This window comes from Azospirillum formosense, assembly GCF_013340925.1.
GTDB lineage: Bacteria > Pseudomonadota > Alphaproteobacteria > Azospirillales > Azospirillaceae > Azospirillum > Azospirillum formosense.
On sequence record NZ_WHOR01000084.1, the window covers coordinates 1 to 21,058 of the forward strand.

11 protein-coding genes and 6 pseudogenes are annotated in these 21,058 nt (G+C 64.2%); 7 read left to right on the plus strand and 10 right to left on the minus strand.

Annotation, left to right across the window (positions count from 1 at the left end):
- Positions 1–708: pseudogene (locus GBZ26_RS13115) on the minus strand (hypothetical protein); the annotation flags it as partial.
- A gap of 33 nt (positions 709–741) precedes the next feature.
- Positions 742–1,764 carry a glycosyltransferase family 2 protein gene (locus GBZ26_RS13120; RefSeq protein ID WP_174439221.1) on the minus strand — a complete coding sequence of 341 codons (1,023 nt, stop codon included), beginning with the start codon at positions 1,762–1,764 and terminating at the stop codon, positions 742–744.
- 247 nt (positions 1,765–2,011) lie between these two features.
- Here GBZ26_RS13120 and GBZ26_RS13125 point away from each other — a divergent pair, with 247 nt between their 5' ends.
- The 3 genes from GBZ26_RS13125 (at position 2,012) to GBZ26_RS13135 (ending at position 7,165) form a co-directional block, all read left to right on the plus strand.
- Complete coding sequence (locus GBZ26_RS13125) at positions 2,012–3,433, plus strand: mannose-1-phosphate guanylyltransferase/mannose-6-phosphate isomerase (protein WP_174439222.1); 1,422 nt, start codon at positions 2,012–2,014, stop codon at positions 3,431–3,433.
- 158 nt (positions 3,434–3,591) lie between these two features.
- A complete protein-coding gene (locus tag GBZ26_RS13130; protein WP_247884804.1) occupies positions 3,592–4,617 on the plus strand; it encodes a glycosyltransferase family 61 protein in 1,026 nt (341 codons plus the stop codon).
- 52 nt (positions 4,618–4,669) lie between these two features.
- Complete coding sequence (locus GBZ26_RS13135) at positions 4,670–7,165, plus strand: glycosyltransferase family 2 protein (protein WP_174439224.1); 2,496 nt, start codon at positions 4,670–4,672, stop codon at positions 7,163–7,165.
- Here the strand turns inward: GBZ26_RS13135 and GBZ26_RS13140 are convergent.
- Both GBZ26_RS13140 and GBZ26_RS13145 read right to left on the minus strand, forming a co-directional pair.
- Positions 7,142–9,166, minus strand: coding sequence for a glycosyltransferase family 4 protein (locus GBZ26_RS13140; RefSeq protein WP_174439225.1), 2,025 nt, complete (start codon positions 9,164–9,166; stop codon positions 7,142–7,144). The two genes, GBZ26_RS13135 and GBZ26_RS13140, sit on opposite strands and share 24 nt — an antisense overlap.
- Before the next feature lie 345 nt (positions 9,167–9,511).
- A complete protein-coding gene (locus GBZ26_RS13145; protein WP_174439226.1) occupies positions 9,512–10,453 on the minus strand; it encodes a WcbI family polysaccharide biosynthesis putative acetyltransferase in 942 nt (313 codons plus the stop codon).
- Between the two features lie 199 nt (positions 10,454–10,652).
- Here GBZ26_RS13145 and GBZ26_RS31010 point away from each other — a divergent pair.
- Positions 10,653–10,865: pseudogene (locus GBZ26_RS31010) on the plus strand (transposase family protein); the annotation flags it as partial.
- Between the two features lie 264 nt (positions 10,866–11,129).
- On the opposite strand, the gene GBZ26_RS13155 reads toward GBZ26_RS31010, so the two are convergent.
- Complete coding sequence (locus GBZ26_RS13155) at positions 11,130–12,785, minus strand: IS1182 family transposase (protein ID WP_174439227.1); 1,656 nt, start codon at positions 12,783–12,785, stop codon at positions 11,130–11,132.
- 346 nt (positions 12,786–13,131) lie between these two features.
- On the opposite strand from GBZ26_RS13155, the pseudogene tnpC reads away from it, so the two are divergent.
- A pseudogene (gene tnpC, locus GBZ26_RS13165) lies at positions 13,132–14,469 on the plus strand (IS66 family transposase).
- Positions 14,470–14,597: 128 nt separating this feature from the next.
- On the opposite strand, the gene GBZ26_RS13170 reads toward tnpC, so the two are convergent.
- Positions 14,598–15,464, minus strand: a complete 867-nt coding sequence (locus GBZ26_RS13170) for a DUF6270 domain-containing protein (RefSeq protein ID WP_174439228.1) — start codon at positions 15,462–15,464, stop codon at positions 14,598–14,600.
- Between the two features lie 203 nt (positions 15,465–15,667).
- On the opposite strand from GBZ26_RS13170, the gene GBZ26_RS13175 reads away from it, so the two are divergent.
- Together GBZ26_RS13175 and GBZ26_RS13180 are read left to right on the plus strand one after the other, a co-directional pair.
- Entirely contained in the window at positions 15,668–16,075 is a 408-nt protein-coding gene (locus tag GBZ26_RS13175; protein ID WP_174439229.1) for a hypothetical protein, read from the plus strand.
- Between the two features lie 393 nt (positions 16,076–16,468).
- Positions 16,469–17,074, plus strand: a complete 606-nt coding sequence (locus GBZ26_RS13180; protein ID WP_174439230.1) for a class I SAM-dependent methyltransferase — start codon at positions 16,469–16,471, stop codon at positions 17,072–17,074.
- A 193-nt stretch (positions 17,075–17,267) separates the two neighbouring features.
- Here the strand turns inward: GBZ26_RS13180 and GBZ26_RS13185 are convergent.
- The 4 genes and pseudogenes from GBZ26_RS13185 to GBZ26_RS13205 all read right to left on the minus strand — a co-directional run.
- Positions 17,268–17,552, minus strand: a pseudogene (locus GBZ26_RS13185) (ATP-binding protein); the annotation flags it as partial.
- Between the two features lie 6 nt (positions 17,553–17,558).
- Positions 17,559–19,811, minus strand: coding sequence for a recombinase family protein (locus GBZ26_RS13190; RefSeq protein WP_174439231.1), 2,253 nt, complete (start codon positions 19,809–19,811; stop codon positions 17,559–17,561).
- A 423-nt stretch (positions 19,812–20,234) separates the two neighbouring features.
- Positions 20,235–20,831 (minus strand): annotated as a pseudogene (locus GBZ26_RS13200) (ATP-binding protein); the annotation flags it as partial.
- Positions 20,828–21,058: pseudogene (locus GBZ26_RS13205) on the minus strand (IS21 family transposase); the annotation flags it as partial. The pseudogenes GBZ26_RS13200 and GBZ26_RS13205, both read right to left, overlap by 4 nt.

The window sequence follows — 21,058 nt, forward strand, 5'->3', positions numbered from 1 at the left end:
CGCGGCCACGCCTTCCACGACGTGCCAGTGCCAGTCGAAGGGCAGTTCCGCGAACACCCGCTCGTGGTAGCGGATGAAGGGCTCGCCGTTCAGCACGATGGTGAAGAAGTGGATCGGCAGGGGATGCTCCACGGAACGGCGCAGGCGGAAGGCCGCCCAGTCCGCTTCCTCCGCGACCGTCTCCCAGCCCATCTCGTCCCGCAGGCGGCGGCGCATCAGCCAGCCGCTGCCCGTGGCGGAGTCGCGGACCACCACCGTGGCGGAGTCATCGGCCCACTCCAGCGCGCGCAACCCGGCGAAGCCGGCCTCCTCGATCAGCAGCAGCCCGAAGCCCTCATCGGGACGCCGCGTGCCGGCCTTCGGAGGGGCGGTCACGGGCGGGGCGGAGGGGTGCCGCGCCCTGTCCTGTTCAAGCTGCGACAGCAGGCCGGCCAGGGGCGGCAGGTCCGGGTCGCTGCGGAAACGCAGCCAGAGCTCGCCCACCTCATGCGCGTCCGGAAGCGGGACGGCCACCTCGCTCCCTTCCGGCGTCCCGGTCCGGACGCTCGCCAGGGACGGGCGCCGCGGGTTGCGCGCCAGTCCGCGAAGCAGGGCGTCCCGGCCCGGCCCTTCGCCGACCGCCAGGATCCGGGAAACCGGTTCGGTCTCCGCGAGATGCTCGACGAACGCGGCGAAGCCGGGGACGGGCGGAGACTGGGATAAGGACATGGAAAAGGGCTCGGCTGGAAGGACGGAAGGGTGTCAGGGCGGACTGGAAGCTGAGCGTTCCTTTGCCCGTTCAAGGCGGCGAAGGCAATAGCCGGCTGCCTGCAGGGCGAAGCGCGCGGGCCAGGCGGGGTCCGTGGCGGTGCCGCCGAGAGCCAGGCGGGCGGCCTGTCCCACGCGCCCCGCGGTCAGGGCGCGGGTGGCGGCCCGGCCCAACTCGAAGGCGTACCAGTCCCGCGCCTCGCGGCGCAGGGCCGGCGTGCTGGAGGGATCGTCCATCACCCGGCGCGCGAGCCGCAGATGTTCGTCGAGCCAAGGGACCATATGCCGCATGCCGCCGATGATGGTCATCGAGCCGGCGTGCTGGCGGTAGACATAGACCCGCTCCGCCACCGGGACGGTCTTCATGCCGGCGGTCCAGGCACGGATCAGGAAGTCGCGGTCTCCGGCGTAGCGGTAGGAGGGGTCGTAGAGGCCGACCCGTTCGTACAGGCCGCGCCGGAAGAAGCGTGCGTTGATCATCGGCACGCCGCGGCACAGATCGACCGGGCGCAGCGTCTTCATCTGGGGATCGTCGTAGCCGCAGATTTCCCGCACCCGCCTGTCACCGGCTCCGCTGCCGGCAGCGGTTTCGACGACCGTGACGCCGCCGCAGGCCGCGTCGGCGTCCGGTGCCGCCTCCAGAACGCGCGCGACGGCGGCCAACGCTCCCGGAAGAAGAAGGTCGTCGCTGTTGAGATGCCCGATGACCGCCCCGCGCGCGATGGCCAAGCCGCGGTTGATGGCGTCATAGACGCCGCGGTCGGAGCCGGTGAGCACGCGCAGGTGCGGGTAGCGCGCCAGAACCTCCAGCGTGCCGTCGGTGGAGCCGCCATCCACCACGATGTGTTCGACCGCGACCTCGCCCTGGGCCAGCACGCTGTCCACGGCTTCCGCCACCAGGGCGGCGCGGTTCAGGCAGGGCGTGATGATGGTGAAAAGCGGCGCCGGCCCCTCATGCCCCGCCGCGGATGATTGCGGACGTTGCCCGCTGTGCTCAAAAGATCGTTGTTCAGGCATTCCTGTAAATGTCGCTTTCTTTCCGAAGCCCCGCCGTCGCGGTCGGGAGAGGTATGAAAACAGTCCGAGGACCTGCCATCGATCAATGAGAGGTGGAGCGCTAGAGACTCACTACGGAGCCGTGTGGAAGGAGGCTCCGAAGCATCGGATTTCGCTGTAGCATGTCTGTCCCAAAACCTCTACACAGGGAGTTGATTTCCTTTCCGATGATGCAGTTCCGGCCGTCATGACGAACTCCCCTCAGAGCATGCGCATTCATCCCGTCATCTTGTCCGGCGGCGCCGGAGTCCGGCTTTGGCCGATGTCGCGGGAACAGTATCCGAAGCAGTTCCTGCCGCTCTGTTCAGAGCATTCGATGCTGCAGGACACGGCGGGACGGGTGTCCGATACGGCGCTGTTCGCCGATCCCCTGATCGTCTGCAATCACGAGCACCGGTTCGTCATCGCCGAGCAGATGCGTCAGGCCGGAAACCGGAAGGCGCGGATCATCCTGGAGCCGGTCGGACGCAACACTGCCGCCGCCGCCGCCGTTGCCGCCCTGGTGGTGGCGGAGCAGGACCCCGACGGTCAGATCCTGCTCCTGCCGGCGGACCACGCGATCAAGGACCGGCCCGCCTTCCTCCAGGCCGTCGCCACGGCGTCCGCCGCCGCTGCTTCCGGTCTGCTGACGACCTTCGGCATCGTCCCGACCGCGCCGGAGACCGGCTACGGCTACATCCGCCGCGGCGACGCGGTGAAGGGGCATGACGGCGCCTTCCGGGTCGCCGCCTTCGTGGAGAAGCCGCCGCGCGAGCAGGCCGAGCGCTATCTGGCGGAGAAGAGCTTCTACTGGAACAGCGGCATGTTCCTGCTCCCGGTGCGCCAGTATCTGGCCGAGCTGGAGCGCTGGGCGCCGGCGGTCCTGGAGGCGGCACGGGCCGCGCTCGCCCGGGGACGGTCCGACCTCGACTTCTTCCGCCTGGACGAGGATGCCTTCGCCTCCTCCCCCAACATCTCCATCGACTACGCGGTGATGGAGCGCACGGAGGCCGCCGCCGTGGTGCCCTGCAGCATCGGCTGGACCGACGTCGGCGCGTGGTCGGCTCTGTGGGACATCGGCGACAAGGATGAAGCCGGCAACGTCTGCCACGGCGACTCCATCGCCTGGGACAGCCGCAACTGCTACGCCCGCAGCGAGGACGGCGCCCTCGTCGCCCTGCTCGGCATGGAAGACGTTGTGGTGGTCGCCACCGAGGACGCCGTCCTGGTCGCCGCGAAGGATCGTGCGCAGGACATCAAGCCGCTGGTGGAGCATCTGAAGAAGCAGGGCCGCAGCGAGCCGCTGCTGCACCGCCGGGTGCATCGTCCCTGGGGCTTCTACCAGTCGCTGCACGCCGGCGACCGCTTCCAGGTGAAGCGCCTGACGGTGGCGCCGGGCGCCCGCCTGTCGCTTCAGAAGCACTATCACCGTGCCGAGCACTGGGTGGTGGTGAACGGAACCGCGCTCGTCACCCACGGCGACCAGCAGACCCTGCTGCGTGAGAACGAGTCCGTCTACATCCCGCTGGGCACCCCGCACCGGCTGGAGAATCCTGGAAAGGTGCCGCTGAACCTGATCGAGGTGCAGTCCGGCTCCTACCTGGGCGAAGACGACATCGTCCGTTTCGACGACCATTACGGTCGCTCCTGATCACACCGCTTGGTCCGGAAGCCCTTCGCCGCTGCCACGGCGCGGGGTTTCCCAGAAGGGGGAAGCGGTTCAGGACTTCTGATGGACTCTGATGGAATTTCGCCTGGATGTGCCCGAGACCGATCAGCCTGCCTGATGACTCCGTCATCCTTACCCTGATGTCGCCCGGCTTCGACGCGAAATATCCCAACCTCGTCAACAAGGCTTTGATCCCCCAGCCTGTTCTGCAGGCGATGGAGTGGGCCTGGAACACGCCGCGCTTTCCGGAGCGGCCGGTGCGCGTTGCGCGCCTCAGCGACGTTTGGGTCGCCAAGGAGGGGTTGGTCTTCGACCGCGAGGGCAATCTCTACCGCGAGACCATCACCCAGCATTCCGAAGCAGAGATCGACCAAGCCCATGCGGCCGTTCTGGCGGCTATCGAGCGGGGAGGAGAGGCAGAAACGGATACCGCCGGCCCCATCCTGCTGTGCAAGAAGCGCGGCATCGGCAACTACGGCCACTGGATGATGGAGATGCTGCCCAAGGCGCATCTCGTCCGCACATGGCTGCCGGAACTAGACGTGCGCTTTCTCGTCGCGCACGCGCCGGGCCATCTCAACGACACCATGGCCTTCTCGCTGTCCATGCTGGGCGTCGATCTCGCCCGCACCCGCGTCGCCGACGACACACCCTGGCGCTTCGCCGACCTGCTGCTGGTGGATGGATTGAGCGAGCATGGCGGCTTCATGTCGCCTCTGGTCCTTGACGGCATCGACGCCGTGGCGCGCGGTGTCGCGCCTGCCAGAGCGGACCGGCTGTTCGTCACACGCCGGGCGACGGGGATCCGCCGCATCGTCGACGAGGACGCGCTGATCGCCCACGCCCAAGCGCGCGGCTACAGGCTGATCGAGCCGGACGGGCTTCCGCTGCCCGAGCAGATCGCCCTGTTCAAGGGAGCCTCGCGGATCGTCGGCGTTATGGGAGCGGCCATGACCAACATCGCCTTCGCCCCGCCCGGCGCGCGCGTCATCAACCTGACACCAGCCGGCATGCCCGATACGTTCTTCTGGTTCATCGCAACCCTGCGTGGCCTTGACTACACAGAAATCCGCTGCGCGCAGAGCGGTCCGGTTCGAGGCATCATGCCATGGGACACCGATCTGATCCTTTCCCCGGACGACCGGGACAGCATCTTTGCCGATTGATGGCCCGATCACAGGCGAACAGATCCCAACGTGGCTATCGGGGCGTGAGGCGATGAGCACGAACGGGGCGTTCGGTTACTTCATCGAGCGGGTGGAGGTCGGCACCGAACTGCGGATCGATGGCTGGGCTTTCCACAACCGGCACGGCCTTTGCGGTTTCGACGTGGTGATCGACGGGGGACAGCGTCCGCCCGCCGTCCATGTCCAAAGGGGGATCGACCGCCACGACGTCGGGCTCGCCATTGGAAACCCTCTGGCCGACCGTTCGGGGTTCGTGGTGGTCGCGGCCCTGCCGCTCAGTACGTCGGCCGTCGTCCTGCGGCTGACCGCCGGAGGCGACGAGTTCCTCGTGCCGTTGATACTGCGCGAAGGCCTGTCGTTGCGTAGTTGGCAACTCGCCTGCGGGCGCGGTCCGGGGGCGGTGGAGTACCGGTTCCTGACCGAGCGTGGTTTGCGCTACGCCGCGGCCCTGCCATCGTCCCTGGCGCGGGCGCGGCAGGCACTCGACCTGTTCGAACCGGTCTCGCCGAAGCGGGAGACGTCGCGCATCGCCCCCGTGACCATCATTGTGCCGGTCTATGGCGGCAAGCCGTTCCTGACCCCATTGGTGCGCGCGCTGATCGAGACGGTCGAGTCCCAGCATCACATCGTCTTCATCGACGACGGCAATCCCGATCGCAGCATAACGGCCTTTCTGATCGCGCTCACCACATCGCTGGACCATGTGACGCTCGTGTCCAAGTCAGCCAACGAAGGCTATCTGAAGGCCGTCGTCACCGGCCTGGAGGTTGCAACCCGACTGAACCCCGACGGTCACGTCGTTCTGCTGAACACCGACGTCGAGGTGCCGCCCGGCTGGCTAGAGCGGCTGGTCAGTCCGATCGAGCGGACGCCCCGGATCGCCAGCACCACTCCGTTCACCAACGCCGGCACCATCTGCGGATTTCCGGCCATGCCGGAGGACAACACGCCCTTTCTCGGCGCAGCGGTTCAGGACATCGACGCGGTTTTCGCGACCTTGAAGGACGTCGCGCCGGTGGAGGTGCCGACCGGTGTCGGCTTCTGCATGGCCTTGAACCGAAAGGCATTGCGCGACATCGGCGGTTTCGACCTGGCCGCATTCGGGCGTGGCTATGGCGAGGAAGTGGACTGGTGCCGCCGCGCCATGCGCCACGGCTACGTCAACGTGGCGGTCCCCAACCTCTACGTCCATCACAAGCACGGCGGCAGCTTCACCAGTCAGGAGAAGCAAAGCCAGATCGCCGCGTCCGGGGAGATCATCCGGCAGCGTTATCCAGAGTTTGACGCGGAAGTACAGGACTTCATCCGCGCCGACCCGTTACGCCCTCTCCGGGCCGCCGCGGTCGTGCGCATCCTGGGGCGTTCCGACCGGCTGCGGACGGTGCTGCTGTTCGACCACTCGGGCAAGGGTGGTGCTGCGCTATTCCGCACCAAGGAAGTGGCGCGCTTGCAGGCGGCTGGCCGGACGGTCCTGCTGGTGCGGCCGGCGGCGCAGCCGGTCCTTGGCATGCCGGACGGTGCGCTCGATGTCGAGCTTCTGCATCGTGAGGCTACGGTCCGGTTTCCAGCGAACGACCTGACCGACGTCGCGGCCTTGGCCAAGGCGCTGCCTCTGGCGGAGGTGGTGGTCAATTCACTGGTCGGCTATTGGAATCCCGAGGCGGTGATAGCGTTCGCCCGGTCGCTTCGCCTGGAGCGGGGAGTCCCGTTGCGCCTCCTGCATCACGACTACTTTCCGATCTGCCCGTCGCTGAACCTGATCGATTCCGAAGATCGCTTCTGCGGCGTGCCGGATCCCGAACGCTGCCGATCCTGCATTCCCGTCAACGCTCACGCCCATTGGCCGGGTACCGATGCCGGCTGGAGTGGAGCCTTCGGAATGGATCTGGATGGAACCTTCGACATGGCGGCCTACCGCCGGGCTTGGCAGGACTTTTTTGATCTCGCCGACCGGCACGTCGTCTTTTCAAGGAGCGCGCTTGGCACGTTGCGGCGGGCCTTCACATTGCCGGACGAGCGGGTGCGTATCATGCCGCATCTGGTCGATCATCTGACAGTCACGCCATTGCCGCCACCGCCATCCGGCCCGGCCGCAGGCATCGCGGTCGTCGGGGGCATCAACGTGGCCAAGGGTTCGCGGATGCTGGAGGCGATGGTGCGGCTGGCGGAGGCACAGGAATTGCCCCTAGTGTTCGAACTGTTCGGCAACATCGACCGCCCGATCCGATCGCCTCATTTCCGGGACAACGGCCCCTATAAACCGGAGGAACTCCGCAGCCGTCTTGCGGAACATGGGTGCCGCGCCGTCTTCCTTCCGTCAATCTGGCCGGAAACCTATTGCTACATTCTGGACGAGGTGGTCGGGCTAGGGCTGCCGGTCGGCGTCTTCGACATCGGCGCGCCGGCGGAGCGGCTGCGCCATTGGCCGAACGGCTTCATCGTCGCCCCAATCACGCCGGAGGCGGCGCTGTCGGCCCTGCTGCGCATGTTCGGCGCGCCCGCGTCAGCTGGCGCGACTGTCACCTGATTGGCGGGCCAGCCGACTAAGCAGAGCCTCGATCCGCCGCTTGTAGCGCAGCCCCACCGCGCACGGGTCGTGACGCGTGGCGACCAGCCGCTGGCCGGCGCGCGCGATCAACTCCCGATGGGCGTGGTCGGACACTAGGCGCCGCATTGCTAGGGCGGCTTGGCCGACGTCTGGCTCGGCCCACATCATGCCCTCGCCCCAGGGATACTCGCCGGGCTGGACGGGGACGAGGCGCCCCGGCACCAGCGCGCAGGTCTCCGGCGTGCAAAAGTCGGTGTTGCCCGAATGATCTGTGGCGATGGTCGGCTTGCCGAGCAGCATCGCCTCGGCCAGCGTGCGCCCGAAACCTTCCGACCGGTGCAGAGAGATGACCGCGTCGCACAGCGTCGCCAACCCAAGCACCGCGTTACGGTCGAGCGTGCCGTGCAGGACAAGGATGCGCGGATCCGCCGCGACCCGCGCCAGCAGGGCGCGCCAGCGAGGATCGTCGTCGCGCCCGCCCATGACCTTCAGCACGAGCCCGACGCCGGCCGCCCCGCCGGGCGGGAAGGCCGCCTGGAAGGCATCTATGCAGGCCCCGGGATTTTTGCGCGCGACGTAGGAATTCCAGTCGAAGGTGAACAGGAACAGGAAGCGCCCTTCGGGCAACCCGAAATCGGCGCGCCGGTAGGCCCGCGCCGGCGTTCCGGCCACCGCCATCGGCATCAGGAGGACCGGCACCGGGGCGGTGAGGGCGAAAGCTTCCTGGGTATAGCGGGTGGACACCCAGATCTCGTCGACGATGTCGTAGGCGCTCGCCCAGGAGGCCGGCCAGTCCGGCAACTCCCACGGCCAATAGCCGATGTTGTAGCGGCTCTCGAACAGGTTGGGATGTTCGACGTAGGTGCGCGCGGTGTCGAAGCCGGTCAGGCAGAAGACGTTGACGGCGTGTGGCGCCTCGGTGGTGATGTACGCGTCTAACCGCCGGTCCGCCTGCCGGTGGGTCGGGCCGGGCGGGGTGTCGTAGACGGTGAAGGGAATGCCGACCGCCGCGCAGGCCTTGGCGGCCATGCGGACATCCTCGCCGATGCCCAACTCGCCGCGGGCGAAGCCGATTAGGTTAACGCCCGGCGTCAACGCCCGCCGCGGTGCCGCTGCTGTGCGTGCCTGCGGGGGAGGCGTTTGCGCTAGCTCGAACAGCACGTCCTGTCCATAGGCCCGCTGGCCCTCGTTCCGATGCCAGGCCAAGTAAGCGTGGCGGCCATCTAGGCTATTTAGCGGGAAATGGAGCTGCAATTCTTCGCGTGCGTGCCAGAGCGCGGTGGCCAAGCTGTCCAGCGGTTCGAGCCCATGGGCAAGGCCGCGCCCCGCCGTTTTGAGCGCCCGCTTGAACTCCTCATCGCAATAGAGCGTGAGGATTGGGCATTCCTTGAAGCCATAGACGAGGACCCAGGACAGGAAGGCGCGCAGCCCGTCGGGCCGACCCAAGTCGAACGCACCGCGGACGTCCTTCCGGAAGCGCCAAAGGGACAGCATCGCGCGGGTGACTGGCAGGCCCGTGTCGCCGACCAAGGCTACCGGATCCGCCAAATAACGCCGCTGGTCTGCCGAGAGATAGCGGTCCAGGCCTAGTTCGGACACTGCTGTCAGGCAGTACCAGTCGAACAGGTCTGTCCGCCCTTCCTCGCTGTGGAGGTCGAAGCGGCTGCGGATGTGGTCCAGCAACTCCCACACACCGATCATGAGGTGGGTCAAAGGCGGGGTGCTTCCGACTCCCGCGTTTGCCATAGGGGTGGTGAGATAGGTGATTTGCGCATCCGTCAGGTCCGAAGCCTTGGGGTATTCTTTGCGCTGGTTTAGTGCCCACCAGGCGAGAAACCGCCGGCGCCCGGACGGAGCGTTCACTAGCGCCTTGCCTCGAATGTCTTCCCGCAGCAACCAGATAAAATTCTGTTCCGCCGTCAGCGTCGGAACCGGCGCCTCATCAGACCAGCCATTTTTAGAAAAATTGTTGAACATCATCTGCTTGGGCCGTCCTGAACTCGCGCCTACGATTTTAGGAATATTTTATTCCATTGCAACCGATATGGACGGAATGTGTCCTTGATGGGGTTGATCGGGACGCTTATGCACGTCTAGACCTATGAGAATGGTAGAATTCATCTGCCCGCCTTCCATATCTGAGGCTTGGCGCCAACCAGTCCGGCGCAACCCAAGATTGGGGCATGTCGTAAAGCGGGCCGCCACTCCTTTCAGGCTGCGAACATAGGGCTTAGAGCGCGGATCAGAACCCAGTTATCCATGGCCTCAAGCCATTGAGTTTGCTCGGCCCGGCAGAGGTTTTGATCCGCACTCTTAGAGGGGACGTCACGGGATAGCCTTCTGCGGGGCGAAGGCGTGGTCGTACAAGCGGTAGAAGGCTACGACCAACTCCTCTAGGCTGTAACGTGCCGCGCCCCCGAGCTGCACCTTGAAGGGCTCAATAGCGTTGATCGAGAGCCCATTGTAGATATCGTCCAAAGGAAAGTCGAAGCTGTATTTCTGCCGAATGAAGGGGTGGAACGGAATTTGAATGCGGTCCAGCTTGCCTCCGTATGTGTTGGCTCGTTCTAGGTCAAATGGAATGCCGGCCTTAGCTAGCAAGCGCCGGCACATCTCGACCATGACAAAGGTTATGGGATGGTTGGGCGTGTAAAAGCACAGCCGCGTTTTCAGGTTTGCCTCGATGAAGTCGGAGATTGGAATATCGACGTCAGCCTCACGGCTCTGCAGTGATAACAGAGAAGAGTGGAAATAGTCCATTTTCTGGGTTAGGGCTCTGCCCGACCGCAGCATTTCGGTAGCTTCCTGAACCGTCATGCCTTTGCCATGCGCTGTGATAATGTTATCGAAATGGTAGTCGTCGAGCGGGCCAGGTAACTTGCCCCACCCATTCAAATAAACATACCGAGCGTCTGGATAGTATCCATCAAAATATATATTTGGCCAAACAAGAAGCTTGTTTCTGAACATCGACTTTAGTACGGACGATCTCGCCCATTCAACTCCGAAATCATCGGATACTCTTTGGGCAAAAATAACATCTGAAGACTCGAACTGAGAAATTATCTCGTACTCATCTCCTTTCGTTACCATGTAATTTAGCTTTATATTTGGAACTTCAAACAGATCTGAGGAAAATCTAATTATAGATTGCATAATTTGGGATTGACAGTTGCCAAAAACTGAAATTTTCATTGCATTCCCTCTTTGCAAAACCTTCTTATGGTGTGATGCCTCAACAGTCTGATCATCAGCAACCTCCTTCATGGGAGGTTACCACGGCAAGGACTTATGGCCACTGAACTATATATGGAAAACATAACAATCCGTTTATTTTTGTCAGTGCCGATTGGATACTGGTTCTTCCGCACTTTGCGTAATGCCGGTGGCACTGGACGCCAGAGATGAGCACATGAAGTGAACATCGCACCAGATTCAGTTCACCGTGACCAAGCGCCTTCTCCCCATGATCCCCAACGGTCTCTGCGTCGAGCATGTTCTGCCGGAGCCGGACCGCATCACCATCTTCGTCCGCCCCCGACGCCCATCAGTTCCGTGCCCACGCTGCCACGCGCCTTCGTCGCGGGTGCACAGCCATTATGAGCGCCATTTGGCCGATCTGCCATGGCAAGGCTGGCCGGTAATTCTTCGCCTCCAAGCACGCCGGTTCCTGTGCCAAGAAGCCCGTTGCCCGAAGCACACCTTCGCCGAGCGCCTGCCGGGGATTGTGCAGCCCTCCGCCCGGCGCTCCGAGCGCCTCGTCGATATTCAGCGCCACATTGCCCTCGCCCTGGGCGGCGAAGCTGGGGGGCGGCTTGTCCAGCGCTTCGGCATGCCGGCCGGTCTCTGCCGACACCCTCCTGTGGCTCGCCACCACAGCCCCGCGCATTGTAAAGGCCGGATGAAAATTGGTCCATCCGTATTCCCGACACCGCTGGCGAAATCAGGTGGCGCCTGCAAGCCCGACGAGTTGGCCGAAGTGCGATCGCCGGGTTGGCGCGATCGGGACGCCGGCCAGCCAGTCGCCGATCCTGACCAGGTTCATGGCGGCGATGGCGACGTGCTGGAGACGGGTCTTCGCAAGGCCGACGTACCGAGCCCGGCGCAGGCCGAAGCAGCGCACCCCTTGGGACAGAGTCGCCTCCACTCCGGCCCGCAGCGCGTGCACGGCCCGAAACTCCGGGGTCTGTTCGCGCTTGCACGCGGCCTGAAGCGCTTCGAACTCCCGTCGATCGCGCAACGTCATCATCCGGCGCGACGCCGTCGGACCGGCACAGTCCGTGCGGTTCGGACACGGCTTGCAGTCAGCCTGGGAGAACTTCACTTTCACCGTTTCCCAGCCGAACTCGGTGCTCGCTGTCCAACCCGATCTTTTGGCCCCTCTGGGACACGTCACATGCTGGGCGTCCCAATCGACCTGGAAGGCGGCTGCGGCAAAGCCCGTTCCCCGGCGCGCCTGCCATTGCAGGTCGGAGCGGGTCGGCCCGACCAGGTCAACGCCGAAGTCCCGTGTGGCCTCGATCAGAAGAGCGGCGTCGAGGTAGCCGGTGTCCACCAGGTGCTGGGCGGGCAGCAGCCCTTTGGCGGCCAGAGCCCGGTGGGCCGGTGTCGTCACCTCACCATCGGCGGTGGGCGCGGTTTCGGTCTGCACATGGGTGATGATCCGCGGCCGTCCTTCGTCGCAAGCCTCGGTCAGGTGAGCCTTGTAGCCGACCCAGGTCGTGGTTCGCTTGCGCCCGTAGCAGGCATCCGGATCGTACGGCGAGCTGATGAAGCGTGACGACGGCGCATAGCCTTCACCGGGACCGCGCCAGCGGACGCTGTCGTCGCACAAGTGGAACTGCTGGACCCAGATGCGGCGTAGGATTTCCACCGCGGGCAGCCGGCGCAGCCAGTCCGGAGCCTCGTCCGCCCAAATCGCCGCCAACAGGTGATGGCCATCCTCGCCCAACTCCTGAACATGCCCGTCGCGGCCGGCCCGCGCTTTGGCGGCGTGCCCCCAATCGCTATGCCCGCTGTAGCGATCGGCCCAGTGCGGCCGCATCTGGCCGAGCAGCCATGCCGGCGCGGCGACGGCGAGCACGTTCAATGCCTGCCGGAACGCTTCGGTGGCGGCGTCGATACGGCTGCGCATCTTGACGGCGGCCAGAACGTGGGTGGAGTCGGTGCGTTGGCGGCCCCGTGGGCGAACCAGGCGGCGGGCGATGGCCACGGCGAGCACCGCGTCCAGCAACTCGTGCTCCGCATGCCCGTCCACGAGCCTGGCCCGAAACTCACAGAGGACAGTGCTGTCGAAGCACGGGTCATCAAGCGGCAGGGCCAGCAGGTACTTCCAATCCAGGCGGGCTCGCACCGCATCGGCAGCGTCGCGATCCGACAGGTTCTCGGCGAACTGGAGCAGGGTAATCAGCGCCAGCCGCCACGGGGCTTCGGCCGGACGGCCGCGCGTGGAGAACAGCCGGGCAAAACGGGCGTCGTCGAAGACGGGCCCGAGGCCATCGCGCACATCCATTAGCACGCAGTCGCGGGGAAACGCCGCCCGGGCAACCTTGGCCGTTTCCTTGGGCACGGTAGTGGCGGGATTGGGACGAAGGGACATGGCTGGCGTCCTTTCGGAGAGGTTAAACCCTCTCCAACCCGACCAGTGCTGCACCATCGCAAATCCCCAAGGCATTTCGCCAGCAGTGTCGGGAATGCGGATGGACCAGTATTCAACCGGCACTGATACCGTACGGGCGGCGCTGGAGACGCCCTGATCAACCGGCCCGGTCGAGGGGCGGATCAACCGACTGAAAACCATCAAGCGCACCATGTACGGACGAGCCGGTTTAGAACTCCTTCGCAGCTGCACCCTTCATGCAGCGTGAGCTTTGCCTTCATGCAAAGTGCGGGAGAACCAAACTCCTTTTGGCCTTTACAGGTGCCGGACATGAGTCAACAGCGGGATGAGGGTTCCGCTGCGCTATCGCCTGAATGAGGCCGAGAAGGACGCCCTGCTGATCGAGCAGGCGGCGCTGATCGAGCGCATGGCGGCGCGGATTGCCGAACTGGAGGCGTTGGTCGGCAAGCCGAGGAAGACTTCGGCGAATTCGCACCTTCCGCCCTCACAGGAAGGTCCCGAGCGCCCGCCCCGCAAGGCGAAGCGGCGGCGCAAACCGCGGCCGTCCTACCCCAGTGTTTCTCGGCCGCTCGCGCCTGATCCCGATCGCACCGAGCGCCGCCTGGCCGAAGCCTGCCCGCATTGCCAAGCCGCGTTGTCGGTGCCGGCATCGCTACGACCATATCGGTCTGCCCGCGGTCCGCCCAGTGGTGACGCGGATTGAACTGTTCGGCGGCCGCTGCGGGTAGTGCGGACGGCGCTATCGGGCCGAAGCACCCGCCGCCATGCCGCCGGGGACGCTGTTCGGGCCCGGCATCCGGGCGCTGCTGGCCTGCCTGCATCACAGCCATCATGTCGGCTTCGAGCGGCTGACGCGGCTGTTGAAGGAGCTGTTCGGGCTGGGCATCTCCGAGGGGGCCATCGCCAACGCCTTCAGCTGCATGGGGGCCGCATTCGACAGCACCCGCGCGGCGATCAAAGCCAAGCTGTTGAGCGCCCCCATTACCGCCTCGGACGAGACCACGACGCGGCTCAACGGCGTGACGCACTGGCAGTGGGTCTTCCACTCCGACAGGGCCGTGCTGCACACCATCGCTACCAGCCGGGGCCGGGTGGTGGCCGCCGCGGTGCTAGGGGATCATCAGCCCGAGGTGAGGATCTCTGACCGCTACGCCGGCCAGCAGGAGTTGGGGCGGCTCCACCAAGTCTGCCTCGCCCACATGTTGCGCGATGTGCAGTACGCCATCGACTGCGGCGACAGCGTGGTCGCGCCGAAGATCCGCGATCACCTGCGCTGGGCCATCCGCGTTGGCAAACGACGATCAAGCCTGAAGGACGGCACGCTCGCCGCTTACGCCGCCAAGGTCGAACGCGGCCTCGATGCGCTGCTCGGTGCCCCCGCCGCTCATCCGGCCAAGCGCGAGTTGCAGCGTCAGATCAAGACGTGGTACGGCAAGTTCTTTGTCTTTTTTGCCGACCGCCGCGTGCCGCCCACCAACAACGGCAGCGAGCAGGAAATCCGTCCCTCCTTCGTCTTTCGCAAAGTGACCAACGGCTTTCGCTCCGACTGGGACCGGGCATCCACGCCGGCTATCGCTCCGTGACCGGAACCGCGCGCCGGCAGGGGCAATTCGCCTGGACGGCCATCCGCGATCTGGTTGGCGGAACCTTCGCCATCGTCTGACCGATCACCAGCCACCAATCCGGTGAGCAATCACGTATCGGCTTTGAGTGCGGATCAAAGCCTCTGCCGGGCCGAGCAAAATCAATGGCGTGAGGCCATGGGAAACGGGGTTTTGTTCCGCGCTCTTATCAGATCGGCATGCCAAACCGCACATGATCGAGAAGCTTCTTAATAAAGTAATTGCGCCGGCGGTCTCGCACGGCACAATTCTCGCGGTCGTTCCGTTCGTCGGAGAGGCTTGTCTTTAGGTAAAAAGCATCTGCCAGCCCGTTGAAGTACACGTCGCTCATGTGCCCTTCGCCGAGCCCGTACTCGTTCTTGTTGGTGGAGTACACCGCATAGCTGGGCGCACTCAGCAGAACCGCGTTGTCCAAAAGGTCTGCCATGATGTGCGCGTACTGCCGCATCAAGTAACCCTTAAGTTTCAGGTCCCATTGGTTGTTCGGATGTATGATACGTATCTGGTCGCCATCAAAGCCGAAGTGGGCCAGCTGGTTCTCGATTATCAGACAGGGTTTGTGTTGCGCGTTCAGTTGTTTTGTTAGCCGTAGTGCCGCTTCCAGCCACCGCTCCACCATTTCGACCGAATAGAAGGAAACTCGTCGTGCGACCGGCACACGCTCTTTCATCAGATTGTAGGTTTCCCATTCCAAACCAGCAGTGGCAAATCCGCCATTGGACAACTCTAAGCCGTCATACACGTCTCTCATGAAATCTATAATGACGAAGTCAGACCAACTGATCAGTTCTTCAATGTCAAACGGCTTGTTGAAATCATTGACCACTGTCATAATTTCGTTTTCGCTCAGCCCGATATCTGAAAAATTGTACTGTTCGGGCGGGGGCGGTGCCATGAGGCTAACGGTACACATACGCCAAAGGAATTTTTTCTCAATATCTCTTTGGAACATTCGGGTCAGCAACTGCCGAGACACACAGGAGCCGATTATCAAACAACGAGAACCGCCGGTAACTGCCGTGTACAAATCCACCATCAATGCCCCACAACCATCAACGTTTCCAGTTCATAAAATCCCGTAACGAGTTTCTTTGAAAAGGATTTACATTTTCTTTATCGGGTCCGCAACCTTAGAGGGCCTATCAAAGCCCCGGTCTGAGGCGCCGAAGCCATTGATTCTCCTCAACCTCACTTCTATGTGCTCATCCAGCCCACCAATCGCACCCAGCTATATCGAGTTTGCGGAAGAGCCAGTATTCAACCGGCACTGACAACTGGCTGCTGATCCGCCGCAACCGCAAGGACCACGCCGACAAGGCCTACTACGTCACCTGCGGACCGATGGAAACCACCTTGCCGGACTTGGTGCGGATGGCCGGGCGGCGGTGGGCGATCAAGGAATGCTTCGAGATCGCCAAGCAGGATTGCGGGTTGGCCGATTACGAGGTCCTTAGCTGGCACGGCTGGTACCGGCACATCACCCTCTCGATGCTGGCGCTCGCCTTTCTCGCCGCCATGCGTCGGCGGCTCAATGCGGAAAGGGGTGCGGCAGCCGCGCGCCATTTGAGCCGATTGCCTACAGCAGGCCGGAGATCCGCCACCTCATCACCGCCCTCCAGAGGCAGTGTCCACCTAGGCTCGCCCTGATCCTCGGTTGGTCGGTGTGGCGGCGAACGCATCAGGCCGTCGCCCGGGCGTATCACTGGGGCCGCCAGCTCATGACCGAGCAACCTCAGCTGTAGGAATAAGAACCCGCTCCATGCTGTGCCTGAATGGGCTTTACGGCTCGGCGCAGGCGGGAGCCGCACAAGGCCGACCGAGCAAGCGCAAAGGGCATTGGTTTCAACCAGTCAGTGCCAATTTCCCTCTTTGCATTGGATGGGCTATCCACTATAGCAGCTTATAAGGATATGGAAAATTCAGCTTTCATTCATACTTTACAGGAGCACACTGCCGAGGCGGTGTTGTTCCTTTCGTGACGCGGCGATCTCGGGATGATAGAATGTCCAGACCACGAAAGGCCCTTTCTCTGAGGCTTCCATGCTACCAAGAATCGCAAATGTCTTTGACCGCATTACTCTAGAAGATGAGCAAATTTTGTTGCGTCGCCGATGCGACAGCCAATCACTTTCTTTTTATGCCGATATTTCGCATTTCATATCGAGGCGCATTGAGGGCGCTCACACACTAAGCCTTTTAGATGTCGGGCCTCGTACTGGAGTTGGGTTGGCCTTCCTTCGCTTGCTCCATCACCCTAATGCCTTTACTCGCTTACATTTTGACCCAGTGGTCGGTATCGACTTAGATCCTGCCTTTGAGCACATTGCCGATGCTGAATTTCCAGATATCAAGTCGATCACTGGGAACATTTTCGACTTAGAGGAAAACAGCTTTGACATCGTCACATGCAGTCACACCATCGAGCACCTTGAAGAGGCTGAAATATTTGTTACTCATTTGAAAAGAATATCGCGTAAATATGTAATTATTGCTTGTCCATTTGAGGAAAATGAGCCACTTACATACGGCCATGTTCGAAGAATAGGCATGAAATTCTTCAAATCCGTTGGTGTGCAGGATATTGAAGTCTACGAGGCTCCTCAGTTCAGCAATGGAATGTGTTGTTTGGCCTTTTTAAAAAAATAATAAAATATTTTGTACAAAAAAACAAAAAAGACGCAGGGGCCGAAAAGCCCCTGCACGCCAACCAGATAGGCTGATCTGTGATTGCTCACCGGATTGGTGGCTGGTGATCGGTCAGACGACGGCGAAGGTTGTAAAGGCCGGATGAAAATTCCTCAGTTCGGGCGGGCGAAAAATCCCCAGACGGTTCGTGTGCTCATGGATTGGTTTCGGGGTCGGCGGGCCTCGCTTTCGGTGGTCGTCCCCGGCGGCGCGGCGCCGGTGACGGGGTGGTGATCGGGCGGATTCGGGTGTTTTCCGGGATCAGCTCGGCGTGGCGGCGCAGGCGGTAGCTGGCGCCCTCGATCTGGACGACGACGGCGTGGTGAAGCAGGCGATCGAGCAGCGCCGAGGCGACGACGGTGCCGCCGAAGACGTCGCCCCATTCGGAAAAGCCGCGGTTGGAGGTCAGGATCATGGCGCCGCGCTCGTAGCGGGCGTCACATCGTTATCCATACTGCTCTCCTCCCTTTCGGTTTCCAGCAACGGGGCAAGGAGGAACGGCCTCGTCGGCGGCCGGGCGCTCCTCCAGGCGCCACTCCCACTGGCCGCGACCGCGCGACGTTCGGAAAGCGATGTAATCGCCGTTCCGGACCCGTGCCCACACGGCCTCGCGCTCCAGTCCCGTCGCCTCAACCACGTCGGTGATCGTCGGCAAGCCGCTCACGTCGGCGGACCCGTCGAGCCGCGCGATGTCCGCATCCGTCAGCCGAACCCAAAGTTTGGAGCGGGAGCAGCGCTGGTCGCACGGGATGATCCCATGCTGGGTCCACAGATGGACCAGCGGCGGCGAAACGCCCAACCGGTGCGCAGCTGTTTTGGCGGAGATCCGCCCATCCGCCCGAGGGTCCGACGATCCGGTTCGGATCGGGCAACCGGTGGCGATGCGGTGACGCTTGCGCATGGATTGGACGCGCTCGTAGGTCCACTCCTTTCCGGTTTGCGTGCACAAGCCCGCCGTATTGAGGGTCTTGGCGACGGCGTGGTCGGGCCGATCCCTGGACAGCTCCCGAATGCGGGCGATCACCGCAGCGTCCGTTGTCGCGTGGAGCCCGACCGGCGGCAAGGCCGCCGTATGGGTGGAGGTGGCGCCGCCGGTCCACAAGATGACCGCATCGACGCGGCGAGCCGTGCGGTCGGCCGTCACGGTAACCGCGGCGATGGCCAGGCGCAGCAGCCTTTTGCGGTCGACCGCCGTGGTCGTCTCCGCCCGCCACAGGCCGGGCAGGTCGGCGGCGATCCGACGCACCTCGTCGCGTTCGGCGGCGTCCAGCGGCAGCAGGCTGGTGCGCCGCATCAGCGCGTATTCGCTGTCCAACGTCTCCAGCGCGCTGAGCGCTGCGTTCCAACGCCGCTCCAGTTCCCGGGCCACCAAGCGGTTGTCCGGATCGACGGCGTCGTACTGGCGTTGCGCCAAAGCGACTTCGTAGCGGGCGCGTTCCAGACGCAAGTGCCAGTGCCGGTCGATGGCCTCCCTTTCGTGCTCCAAGGTTTCCAAAGCGGCCAGGGTGGCCTCGAGGCCGGCCGGGGCCACGGCGTCCAAAAAGGCGGTGGTCACCAGGGCATCCAGCGCGCCCACCGGGCAGGACTGGCACTGCGGCTCGCCGTAGTCGGCCTGGGCGCGGCGGCAATGATAGCTGTGGTACGCCGAGCCGTAGCTCACGGCCATGCGGCGACCGCAACGGCCACACACGATCAGCCCAGCCAAGAGGGCGACTCCCTCGCGCGGAGCCCCGCTGCCTTTCCGGGCGAAGTTGTAGAGGTTGCCCTGGAGCGCCCGGCGGTTGGCCAGATAAGCGTCGTAGCTCAGGTAGGCCGGGTAGACATCGGGCACCACGATGTCCCACTCCGCCAGGGCGACCCGCCGGTTGACCGTTGTCGGCGGATTCCCGGGCACCGGTTCGCACCGCCGCCGGCCATAGACGAAGACGCCAGCGTAGGCCGGGTTGGTGAGGACCTGCTGGATCATCTGGTAGGTCGGCCGCACCCAGGTGATGCTGCCGGCGGTGGGCCCGCTCTGCGCGCACCGTGGCAAGGCCAGCCGGTTCTCCAGAAAATGCCGCTGAACGGCCCTGGCGTTGCGCAGCACGGCGAAGCGCTCGAACACCGTGGCGATGGCCAGACGCACGGCGTCGTCGGGGTCCTGCACCACCACTCCGTCGGGGCGGCGCCGGAACCCGACCGGCAGGCGCAAAGCGAGTTCACCGCGGCGCGCCTTGTTCAGCAGGTTGCCGCGCATCCGGCCACGCAGAATGTGCAGTTCGGCGGCGAACAGCGTGCCCTTGACGCCCAACAGAAGCAGGTCGTTGGCGTCTCGCGCGTCGTAGACACCGTCTTCGTCAGCGATGAGGGTGCGGAAAACACCGCACAGTTCGATGACGCGGTGCCAGTCGCTGTTGCAGCGGGACAGGCGCGATACCTCGGTGACGAGGATGATGCCGACCTCGCCCAAGCCGATGGCGGCGACCAGCTTCTGGAAGCCGGTCCGCTGGCGACTGCTCGTCCCGGACAGGCCGAGATCCTCGTCAATGACCCGGATCTGGGAGGCTGGCCACCCCATCTGGCGGGCGCGCTCGGCCAAGGCGTACTGGCGGCGGGTGCTCTCCTGGTTGCTCTGCACCTGCCTGGGTGTGGACTGGCGGATGTAGATGATCGCTTGCAGCCGCTGATGACGGGCCTCGATTTTGGGCGACAGGGTCATGGAGCGTCTCCTTGCGGGCCATCCGGCCCGTCAGCCGGCGCCGCAGCAGATCGCTCCACAACGCCACCATCGGCCTCTGGGCCTCCGGCGGCAGAATGCTCCACAGCATCGGGATCGGGGTTGGCATAGCGAGCCTCCGCGGGCGGGGATGTGCGGCAGGCGTCGACCAGCCGGACCAGAGCGCGCAAGCTTCCGGGCGTGAAACGCAGGGCCGGCATGACAGGCTCCTCAAGACGAGCAGCTTCAGTCCAGGCCAGCGGGATGACTCGCCGTTGACCATCCTCCCCTTCAACGAGCAGATCTGTGCTTCCGTCGCTTCGCAGCCGCCGCAACACTCGAACAACCCGCCCCAGCCAAGGATGATGCGGCGCGGTCACCCGAATCCATTGAACCTGAGCGCCACGGACGGGCGTAGTATGATGGCCGCTGTTTCACGAGCTGGAAGAACAGGTTGCCGCCGCCGGCGATGACCGGCAGGTAGCCGATCTCGTCGACGATCAGCAGCTGCGGCCGGCACAGGAAGCGCAGGCGTTCGCGCAGGGTTCCTTCCCGCTCGGCCTTGGCCAGTGAGCCGACAATGTCGGCCAGGGTGGCGAAGTAGACCGAGCGCCCGGCCTTGACCGCTTCGACCCCCAGCGCGATCGCCAGGTGCGTCTTGCCGCAACCGGGCTGGCCGAGGAAGTGGACCACCTCGTGACGGTCGACGAAGTCGAGCTGCGCCAGGGTCATGATGCGGTCGCGGTCGAGCGAGGGCTGGAAGGAGAAGTCGAAGCCAGCCAGCGTCTTGATGGTGGTCAGCCGGCCGATCTTCAGCGCCGCCTTGACGCGGCGTCCCTCACGCAAGGTCAGCTCCTCGCCGAGCAGGGCGTCGATGGCCTCCAGGGCGGAGATCTCGCCGCGCTCCAGGCGGCGCAGGATGTGCTCCAGCGCCTCCAGGGCGCGCGGCATCTTCTTCAGCCCGACCAAATAGTGGCGGATGCGGTCGAGGGTGGCCGGGCCGCTGTCCAGCACGGCACTCATTGGGCGCGCTCCGGCTGGCTGGCGAGGCGGCGGCCGATGGCGTCGTAGATGGCCAGCGAGCGGGGCGTGACGGTGTCGCCCTGTGGCTGGGGCGCGGGACCGGCGGCGTTCCGGGGTGTCTGGCTGTTGGCCGGCGGGGGTTGGGTGCGGTGCCCGGTGGCGATGCGCCGCTGGCCGCGGCCGTCCAGCGCCGGGTGGCTGGCGATGGGCGCGCCGTCCTCCAGGAT